We start from the raw sequence: 9,682 nt of genomic DNA, 5'->3' as shown, positions 1-9,682 counted from the left end.
CAGACCGAGATGAGCTTGCATGTGCTGGCCTGCAACATGAAGCGAGTCATCCAGATCATCGGAATGGCGCCCCTCATGGCAGCGATGAAGGCCTGAAGGGCCTTTCTTCGTCGCGTGCACGCCAGCTTGGTTCACGAGCTGGCTTGCTCCGCAGTCCGACCCCAGCTCAACACCATCGATTTTGAACGCCCCGTCGTGTTTTCACACGGCCTCCGGCCAAAGCGGCCGTTCGGGAACTCGTCACTGGGCAGCAGTCCTCGGCTATCTGCTGCCGTAGGGTCAATCGCTCGAACGTGCTCCGAAGAGTCTCAAGACCATGCGAATTTAGGTCTGGCAGCGGGTCCCCAGTCAAGCTAGCCAGGTTCTGATTTCGGCAGAACGGTCCCGTCTGCCGCGGTATTTTCGCCCCTTCGCTCAACGATGAGTCCATAGGCCTCCGGCATGCGATGGAGATCGAAATTGAACGTCGTGCGCTTGTAGACGTCGCAAAAATCCAGGTCGCAGCGAGCAATTGCGACTTCGTCATCCTTGGTCAGGCAGCGCGACACCACCTCGCCAGAGGGCGCCACGATGCAACTCCCGCCAATACTGTCCACGCCTTCTTCTATGCCCGCCTTGGCCACTCCGGCCACCCAAGTGCCGTTCTGATAGGCGCCCGCCTGCATCGAGAGTTGATTGTGAAAGAAGGATAGGTCATCATGCTGCGGCGCCGGTGCGTTGTGGACCGGGGTGTTGTACCCGATCAGAATCATCTCGGCCCCCTGCAGTGCCATGACACGATAAGTCTCGGCCCAGCGACGATCGTTGCAGATTGCCATGCCGAACACTCCGCCGAATGCTTGCGACACCCCGAACGTCTTGCCGGGTTTGAAGTAGCGCTTTTCCAAATGCTGAAAGCGCCGCCAGGGCTCGTGCTCGGCATGCCCGGGCAGATGCACTTTGCGGTACTTGCCGACAATCTGCCCCTGGCGGTTCACAAGAATCGACGTGTTGTAGCGGACGTTGCAGCCGTCCTCCACCGCCAATTCGGCGTAGCCAAGGTAGAAACCTACCGCGAGCCGATGTGCGAGGTCGAACAGCGGCTGCGTTTCTGCGCTCGGCACCTCGCGCTCGAAGTACTGGTGGATCTCGTCTTCATCCTCGATATACCAGCGCGGAAAGAACGTGGTGAGCGCAAGTTCCGGGTAGACGATGAGGTGCGCACCCATGCTATGGGCTTCGCGCATCAGCTCGCACAGGCGCGCAACGACCTGGGGGCGCTAATCGGCCCGCTGGATGGGACCGAGCTGGCCCAAGGCGACATTGACGACACGCGTCATGACAGGCTCCAAGAGAAAGAGATGTTCGGGGGATTGGGGTGTCTGGATAGGCTGGTCGCGATCAGGAAGGTCGATTCGCCAGTCGCAACAAGATCTGCAACAGCAACTGGGTGCCCTGGATCAAATCGTCTGGCGCTGTGTCTTCGCGCACGTTGTGGCTCAGCCCGTCGATACTCGGTACGAAGATCATCCCGGTCGGACAGACACGGGCGAGCATCTGGGCGTCATGTCCGGCACCGCTGGGCATGCGCAAGACATTGAGCCCGAGCCGCTCGGCCTCACGAGCGACCAGGTCGACGACTGAAGCGTCGAATGCAACAGGATCGAATCGAGCCAACGATCGGTGTCGGCAGGTCACTTTTTGGGTTTGCGCCGCCTGCATTGCAAAAGCCAGAACCTCTCTTTCCGCGCGTTCCAAGGCTTGCGCATCGGTATTGCGCAAGTCCACGGTCACGACAGCGCGATTCGGAATGACGTTGACCAGATTGGGCGTGAGCCGGACCGAGCCGACGGTCGCAATCTGACGTCCCCCGTAGCCCAGGGCGAGATCGTGCGCGAACGTGGTTAGACAGGCAGCCACATATCCAGCGTCGCTGCGCAGTTCCATAGGCGTCGTTCCAGCATGGTTGGACACTCCCTCGAAGGTGAATTCGGTCCAGGAAATGCCTTGCACGCCCTCGACGACGCCAACCGGAATGCCACGCCTGTGCAGTACAGGGCCCTGTTCGATGTGCAGTTCGACGAAATGATCAACGCGGGGAGAGCCAACCGCCTCATGGCCCCGATAGCCGATGCGCTCCAGTTCCTCGCCAACCGTGCGCCCTTCAGCGTCTTGAGTGGTCAAGGCTTGCTCCAGCGGGAGATCGCCCACGTAGACAAGGCTGCCCATCATGTCAGGCTGAAAGCGGGCACCTTCCTCGTTGGTGAATACGGCCACGGCAATCGGCCGGCGGGAACGAATCCCGCGATCACGCAAGGTGGCGATGACTTCCAGCCCCGCGAGCACTCCGTAGTTGCCGTCATAGAGGCCGCCGGTGCGCACGGTGTCGATGTGCGAGCCGGTCATCACTGGAGGCAACTCTTCCGTCCCGCGATACACCGCGACGATATTGCCAATCGCGTCGATGGTCACGTCCATGTCCAGTTCGCGCATGCGGTTGACCGCCCAGTCACGCCCGGATTTGTCGGCGTCGGTCAGGGCAAGGCGGTTGACGCCACCACCTTCAAGCGCGCCACATTCCCCGAGCGCATGAAGACTGGCGAGGAAGCGCTTTCCATCGATCGATGGCATGGCATCAGCGCTCATGGTAAATGCCTCCCCGCGTCGTTCGCGCCAACCAGTTGTTGATAAAGGGCAGGGTCCGTGTCGGCCTCGCTGCCGAAGAACAACAACCGGCTATCACGCTCAATCCCCAAGGCGCGCCGGGCGTCTGGGTCGCGTGCGAGGCCGATTGCCGCAGCAAGCCCGGCGACGGCTGATTCTCCAGCGACGACGACTGGGTCGCTTCCCAATGGGTTCGCCAACAGCCGCATCGTCGCAACCGCGGCAGCATCGTCCACGGTGCAGAACGCATCCGCCCCATGTGCCAGGATCTCCCACGCCAGCAAGGACACTTCACCGCAGGCAAGGCCGGCCATGATGGTGTCCAAATCGCCAGTCACGGCTGTCGGTTGGCCACTCTTTGCGCTTTGCATGAGACAGTCCGCCTTTGTCGGCTCGACGACGCAGAAAAAGGGGCGGAAGCTGGCATTGCGCTCCCAGAAATATGCGCACACTGCCGCTGCGAAACCCCCGACACCGGCCTGGACGAAGACATGTGTAGGCCACGCTTCGATTTGCGATGCCGCTTCATCCACCATCAACTGATAGCCTTGCATCACATCCCGAGGAACATCCATGTAGCCGGGATAAGAGGTGTCGGAAATCACGAACCAACCCTGTGCGGCAGCGTCGCGGGCGGCCCGCCGTACTGCATCGTCATAGTTTCCCTCCGTGCGGATGACACGGGCACCAAATTTTTCGATTGCCCTTGCGCGCCCCATGCTGACTGTGGCGTGGATATAGATGACGCACCCGCAGTCGAAGAGCTGTGCGCCCCAGGCGACCGATCGGCCGTGATTGCCGTCAGTGGCGCAGGTCACGGTGATGCCCGCGCAAGCCCTGCGGACATCCTCGCAAAACAGGTCACGCATCACGATTTCTCGCCCAAGGATGCGACGAAGTTCGACACACAGCAATTTGCCCACTGCATAGGCGCCGCCCAATGCCTTAAAGCTGCCTAGCCCGAATCGACTCCCCTCGTCCTTGTAATGGATGGTCGCGACGTCGAGCGCTGCAGCGAGCTCCGGGAACGCGCGCATCGGTGTAGCTGCATATCCGGGCCAAGCCGTGATGTCGGCCTTTGCCAGATCAAGGGCGTGTTCACTCAGGATGGCGGCTCTGGACGTTCCGTAACGTTCACCGTGGTCTGCAGACGGGTTGACGAAAAAATCGAACTGGATGCGAGGGAGACTATGCATAGTGTTGCGTCGAGGAGCGAGGTCTTACCGGAGAGCGGAAACGGAGTCATGCTCCAGATCGCCCAGCGCGTCGTGGAGGTTTTCAATCTGGGTCATGCGCTGTCGCGCGGATTTGCGCAGTTTCGCTGTGACCGCGGTTGCGAGGTAATTCACAAGGCTCACCGCTCCCACGTAGGAGTCGAACATTTGCGCTTCATGCAGGGGGCAGTTCAGGACGATTTCCGCTTGTGCGGAGACCTCGGACAGTGGTGCATCCGTGAGTACCACCAGCGGCATGCCTGTGGTCGTCGCAGCCTGGACCATCGGTCGCAGCCGGCTGGACGGCCGGCGGAAGTCCACGACGAGCAGAACATCCTTGTTCCCACACGCAGCCAGTAGCTCGGCTTGCCGTCCGGATACCTCATTGAGAAGATGAACGTCTGGACGAATCTGCGAGAGCAGTGCGCTGGCATAGAAGGCGGTCATGTAGCTGTTGCGGTACCCGACGAGATAGATGCGTCTGGCGTTGGCGAGGCGCTCCACGGTCTTGCCGAGAGCCGTATCCGTCAGTCCATCGGTCAGCCGGGTCAGATTGGCGACGTCATTTTGGACGTGCTGTGTCAGCTGTGCCAGCGGGGTTTTGTTTGCAAGCCGGCTGCCCATGCGATGCAGGGGAGATTGCCGCGAAGCGCGGGAGCGGAGATGTGCGCGAAACGCGTTGAAGTTGGCATATCCGAGACGCCTGAAGAAGCGGGCAGCACTGGCCTTGGACACGCCAGCCAGATGCGCCAACTCGGTCGCCGAATAGCCTAGAAGATCCTTGGCGTGGCGCAGTGTCACGTCTGCGAGCTTGCGATCCGTCGTGGAAAGGTCGGCGTACAGCTTTCGGATTTGTGCTTCGAGTGAATCGGGGTCCATGTCTTGCATGCCGCGTTCGGCGCCTCAATCTTGTGCGAGCCTCACCAAAATGAGGAATATCACGTACCAAAATGGAACATTAGTTTCAGAATTCAATTCTAGTGAAACCATTGTTTCTCATAAGCAAGCCTGATGCCAGTAGCAATCGCCGGGAGCTGTTTCCAGTGCACGTCATGCCAAAAAGCGATTGCGCGAGGCGCTGGTATGCAACTTGCTAAACAAGGCGCATGTTCTCCACGTTCGATGCAAGGTCGCCATGAAAACCAAGCTATTTACCGCAGCCCTGAGTCTTCTTGCCACTCTGACACTGGTGGTCTCTGCGCCGGCGCGAGCCGATGACACGCTCGCCGCAGTCATGGCCAAGAAATCCATCGCCATTGGAATTCCGACGGACTTCCCTCCATTCGGCTTCGTCGGCACGGACTTCAAGCCGAATGGCTTGGACGTGGAAGTCGCCAAGCTGATCGCCGCGAAACTCGGAGTCAAAGCCGATCTCGTGCCCGTTTCGACACCGAACCGCATTCCCTATCTGCAGACGAAAAAGATCGATCTGATCGTTTCCGCGCTAGGCAAAACACCCGAGCGCGCCGCAGTCATCGATTTCACGATTCCCTATTCGCCGTTCTACCTCGGCGTCTTCGGCGCGAAAGACATGCCGATCAAGACCTTCGCCGATTTGGCCGGCAAGACGGTGGCCGTTACACGCGGCACGATCCAGGCCGACATCCTGCAGCAGAAAGCGCCTCCCAGCCTGAAGATCGATCGCTTCCAGGATGACGCCTCAACCATCTCCGCGTTTGTCTCCGGTCAGACGCAACTCCTGGCCACCGGGGTATCCGCAGCGGACGCGGCCATCAAGAAGAATCCCAATTTGCACGCCGAACTCAAGCTGGTCTTGAAGGACTCCCCCAACTACGTGGGGGTGCGCAAAGGCGATACGGCGCTCCTCGACAAGGTGAACGCCATCTTGCGCCAAGCACGGGCCGACGGCACACTCAACAGCTACTCCGAACACTGGCTCGGGCGCGGTCTCGGAAACCTTCCCGAGTAAGTGGCGGCGATGAGCGGCCGGCGTTGGCCAAATCTATTCGCCCGACCTAGACACGCAGCATGACGCTCGACTTCGCCACCGTACTCGCACAGTGGCCGATTCTGCTGCGCGGATTTGGGCTGACCTGCGTCCTCACGGCGATGATGACGGTCTTCGGCACGTTGCTCGGCATCGCCTGCGCGTGGTCACGCGCGCAGGGACCTCGTTGGCTCGGCCTGGCGGTTGGCGTGTATGTGGAGCTGTTCCGGAACACGCCATTCATCATCCAACTGTTCTTCATCTTTTTCGGTCTGCCCTCGCTGGGATTGCGGTTCGACCCCGTCACAGCGAGCATCGTGGCGCTCACGCTCGACCTTGGCGCGTACGCCAGCGAGATCATCCGCGCCGGCATCGAGGCGACGCCGCGCGGGCAGGTCGAAGCAGCGCAGAGCTTGGCACTCACCCGCTGGCAGATCTTCTCCCGTGTCGTCTTGCCGCCGGGGCTGGCGCGCGTCTGGCGCGCATTGGTCAGCCAGATCATCATCGTGATGCTGGTGTCGGCGATCTGCAGCCAGATTTCCACCAAGGAAATCTCCTACGCGGCGGACTTGATTTCAAGCCGTACTTTCCACAGCTTCGAGTCCTATCTCGTCGCCACGGCGCTTTATCTGGGGTTGGCCGTGGTGTTGCGCCGGTTTCTCAACTGGTTCGGTCCGCGTTTCATCTTCGGACGCTAGGCAAGCCCTGACACCATGGTTGACTTCTCGCTCTGGGACATCGCGCGGCAGCTTTTGCTGGCTTTACGCTGGACGCTTGGCTTGTCGTTGATTGCTGTCGTGGGCGGTGGTGCCTTGGGGTTTCTCGTTTTGGTGGCGCGGCTCGCCAGGATTCCCGGCGCGGCCGCCGTGGCGTCGATCTACGTGCATCTATTCCAAGGCACCCCGCTGCTGATGCAGCTCTTTCTCTGCTACTTCGGCCTAGCCATGCTTGGGGTGGACACCTCGCCGCTGTTGGCCGCGTCAGTTTGCCTCGTACTCTATACCGGTGCCTACCTGACCGAGATCTGGCGCGGTTGCGTCGAAGCCGTGCCGCGTGGACAGTGGGAAGCCGCAGCAAGCTTGGCGATGAGCCTGCACGAGCAACTGCGCTACGTCATCGCACCGCAAGCCGGGCGCATCGCCATGGCGCCAACAGTCGGTTTCCTGGTCCAAGTTATCAAGGGCACTGCGCTAACGTCGGTCATCGGCTTTGTCGAAATCACGAAGGCTGGCCAGATGATTGCCAACGCCACCTACCAGCCCTTCCTGGTGTATAGCTGCGTTGGCCTCCTTTATTTCGCCCTGTGCTATCCCCTCTCACTCTGGAGCCGCCACATGGAGCGACGGCTGCAGTATCGACACTAGACGCCCAACATCATGACGCAGGACGCACGCCCACAGACCCCTTTCCCTCTCGTTGATATTCGTGGTCTGCGCAAGCGCTTCGGGACCACCGAGGTTCTACGTGGCATCGATCTGCAAGTCGCGCGCAGCGAGGTCATCTGCATCATCGGCAAGAGTGGGTCCGGCAAAAGCACCCTGTTGCGCTGCCTGAACGGACTCGAACAGTTCCAGGAGGGCGCACTCACCATCGATGGTCAGGCCATGCGGCATGACGATGCACGCGCGATGCGTGAATGGCGGCAAGGCGTGGGTATGATCTTCCAGAGCTTCAACCTTTTTCCTCATCTCACCGCGGGGAAAAACGTCATGCTGGCGCCCAGGCTCGTCAGAGGCTACCCGGAGTCCGAAGCTAAGACTCGTGCGCAAACGCTTCTAGATCGCGTCGGCTTGGCGGACAAGTTCGACAGCTATCCTGATCAACTCTCCGGAGGTCAACAACAGCGCGTGGCGATTGCTCGTGCCTTGGCCATGGATCCAATCGTGTTGTTGTGCGACGAGATCACCTCGTCGCTCGATCCCGAACTCGTCGGCGAAGTCCTTCAGGTCATTGAGAATCTCGCCGGACAAGGCATGACCATCATCATGGTGACGCACGAAATGCACTTCGCCCGCAAGGTGAGCCACCGCGTCGTCTTCATGCATCAAGGCAAAATACACGAATCCGGAACGCCCGCCGAGATTTTTGGTGCCCCGCGAACTCCTGAACTCCGGACGTTTCTGTCCACGCTGAACTCCTAGGAGTCTGTCGGGCTTTCCGGGCTTTCGAATGACGGCACGATCCGAGACAATTGCGGCAGTGCATTCAGGACTTTTTTGTGATGAGCCGCTTCGTTTGCGTTGACCGAGACACTGCCTACCTGCTGTCGCCGTCGGTGGACGAGTGGTTGCCGCAGGATCCCTTGGCACGGTTTGTTGTTGAGGTCATCGACCGGCTCGATCTGGAGGATCTGACCAAGCAGTACGCGGGGCGCGGCTCGGCCGCGCATCATCCTGCCGTGTTGCTGGGGCTGCTGATCTACGGCTATGCCAACGGCGTGCATGCGAGTCGCAAGATCGAACGCGCCACCTACGACTCGGTGGCGTTCCGCTTTGTTGCGGCCAACACGCACCCCGACCACGACACGCTGGCGACGTTCCGTCGGCGCTTTCTCAAGGAAGTCGAGACGCTGTTCGTGCAGGTGCTGGTGCTGGTGCTGGCGCGCGAGATGAAGCTGCTCAAGCTTGGGCACATTGCGTTGGACGGCACGAAGGTCCGAGCCAACGCGAGCAAGCACAAGGCGCTGTCGTGGGCACATGCCAACAAGATCGAGGCGCAATTGCGCCAGGAAGTCCAGACCCTGCTGGCCCTGGCCGAGCAGAACGACCGCATCACCAAGCCAGACGGCATGGATGTGCCCGCCGAGATCGCCCGCCGTGAGGATCGTCTGAGTGCCATCGCGCAGGCCAAGGCCAAGATCGAGCAACGCGCAGCCGAACGCTTCAAGGCAGAGCAGCACGAGTTCGAGGCCAAGCAGGCCAAGCGCCGGGCCCAGCGCGACGCTGGCAAGAAGCCCCGCGGCAAGGACCCAGAGCCACCCCAGGCAGGTCCCCGGAGCAGTGACCAGGTCAACCTGACGGACGACGAGTCGCGCATCATGCCGGTGTCTGGCGGCGGCTTCGAGCAGAGCTACAACGCACAGGCCGGCGTGGACATCGACACGATGATGGTGGTCACCGCGCACGTCACGCAGGCCTGCAATGACAAGCGCGAAGTGGTGCCCACGCTCAAGCAGATTGCGGCGCTGCCCGAAGCGTTGGGCACGGTGCAGACACTCGTCGCCGACAACGGCTTCTACAGCCAAACCAATGCGGTCGCCTGCGCGCAGACGGGAATCGAGCCGTTGCTGGCGATCAAGCGAGGGGCGCATCACGAACCACTGGTGGAACGATTCGCTCCCGACTCAGACGCGCCGCAGACGACGGATCCGGTCGCCAACATGGCTCACCGGCTGTTCACGCAGGCCGGCAAGGCACTGTACAAACTTCGCAAACAGACTGTCGAGCCGGTGTTCGGCATCATCAAGCAGGTCATGGGCTGGCGTCAGATGAGCATGCGCGGGCTGCACAAGGCGCAAGGCGAGTGGACCCTCGTGACCATGGCCTGGAACATCAAGCGCATGCATGTGCTGCGCGCCGGGTGAGGCGGCAGGGGCAAAATGCGACCGGACGCGCCGCAGACGGCCCATCCTGCGTCCCATCCATGGCGCCCCCTCCAGGCGCCCGCGCAAGCGCCGAACACGATCGGACCACGCCGAGTCGCGTCAAAAACCACGCCGCACGCCTCCACCGACTTCACTCCGATTCAAGTCCGACAGACTCCTAGATAGTGTCGTCACGAGATGAGTAGGATGTTGTTTAGCAAAGACAGCGGTGCAGGCGAATGGCTGAGACGCATCAACGGCATGACATCTCCGATGCGGCGTGGGCTCTGCTTG

8 protein-coding genes and 1 pseudogene are annotated in these 9,682 nt (G+C 60.9%); 5 read left to right on the top strand and 4 right to left on the bottom strand.

Features of this window, described 5'->3' with window-relative positions:
* Positions 1-353: 353 nt before the first annotated feature.
* The 4 genes and pseudogenes from ACYCUK_RS21750 to ACYCUK_RS21735 all read right to left on the bottom strand — a co-directional run bounded on the left by ACYCUK_RS21750 (position 354) and on the right by ACYCUK_RS21735 (position 4,745).
* Positions 354-1,319, bottom strand: a pseudogene (locus ACYCUK_RS21750) (N-carbamoyl-D-amino-acid hydrolase).
* Between the two features lie 61 nt (positions 1,320-1,380).
* Positions 1,381-2,610, bottom strand: a complete 1,230-nt coding sequence (locus tag ACYCUK_RS21745; protein WP_461596712.1) for a Zn-dependent hydrolase — start codon at positions 2,608-2,610, stop codon at positions 1,381-1,383.
* Between the two features lie 11 nt (positions 2,611-2,621).
* Entirely contained in the window at positions 2,622-3,839 is a 1,218-nt protein-coding gene (locus ACYCUK_RS21740) for a diaminopropionate ammonia-lyase (RefSeq protein ID WP_461596711.1), read from the bottom strand.
* A 24-nt stretch (positions 3,840-3,863) separates the two neighbouring features.
* Positions 3,864-4,745, bottom strand: coding sequence for a MurR/RpiR family transcriptional regulator (locus ACYCUK_RS21735; protein WP_461596710.1), 882 nt, complete (start codon positions 4,743-4,745; stop codon positions 3,864-3,866).
* Positions 4,746-4,992: 247 nt separating this feature from the next.
* Between ACYCUK_RS21735 and ACYCUK_RS21730 the strand changes: the two genes are divergently transcribed.
* The 5 genes from ACYCUK_RS21730 to ACYCUK_RS21710 all read left to right on the top strand — a co-directional run bounded on the left by ACYCUK_RS21730 (position 4,993) and on the right by ACYCUK_RS21710 (position 9,388).
* Complete coding sequence (locus ACYCUK_RS21730; RefSeq protein WP_461596713.1) at positions 4,993-5,787, top strand: transporter substrate-binding domain-containing protein; 795 nt, start codon at positions 4,993-4,995, stop codon at positions 5,785-5,787.
* Between the two features lie 59 nt (positions 5,788-5,846).
* Positions 5,847-6,503 carry an amino acid ABC transporter permease gene (locus ACYCUK_RS21725; protein ID WP_461596709.1) on the top strand — a complete coding sequence of 219 codons (657 nt, stop codon included), beginning with the start codon at positions 5,847-5,849 and terminating at the stop codon, positions 6,501-6,503.
* Between the two features lie 15 nt (positions 6,504-6,518).
* The gene (locus ACYCUK_RS21720) at positions 6,519-7,169 is read left to right on the top strand and encodes an amino acid ABC transporter permease (protein ID WP_461596708.1); all 651 of its coding nucleotides are present in this window, start codon (positions 6,519-6,521) and stop codon (positions 7,167-7,169) included.
* Between the two features lie 12 nt (positions 7,170-7,181).
* The gene (locus ACYCUK_RS21715; protein WP_461596707.1) at positions 7,182-7,946 is read left to right on the top strand and encodes an amino acid ABC transporter ATP-binding protein; all 765 of its coding nucleotides are present in this window, start codon (positions 7,182-7,184) and stop codon (positions 7,944-7,946) included.
* An 80-nt stretch (positions 7,947-8,026) separates the two neighbouring features.
* A complete protein-coding gene (locus tag ACYCUK_RS21710; protein ID WP_461596706.1) occupies positions 8,027-9,388 on the top strand; it encodes a transposase in 1,362 nt (453 codons plus the stop codon).
* Positions 9,389-9,682 lie beyond the last annotated feature (294 nt).

The organism is Thiomonas sp. (genome assembly GCF_054608695.1).
This window is presented reverse-complemented; position numbering and strand designations above follow the sequence as displayed.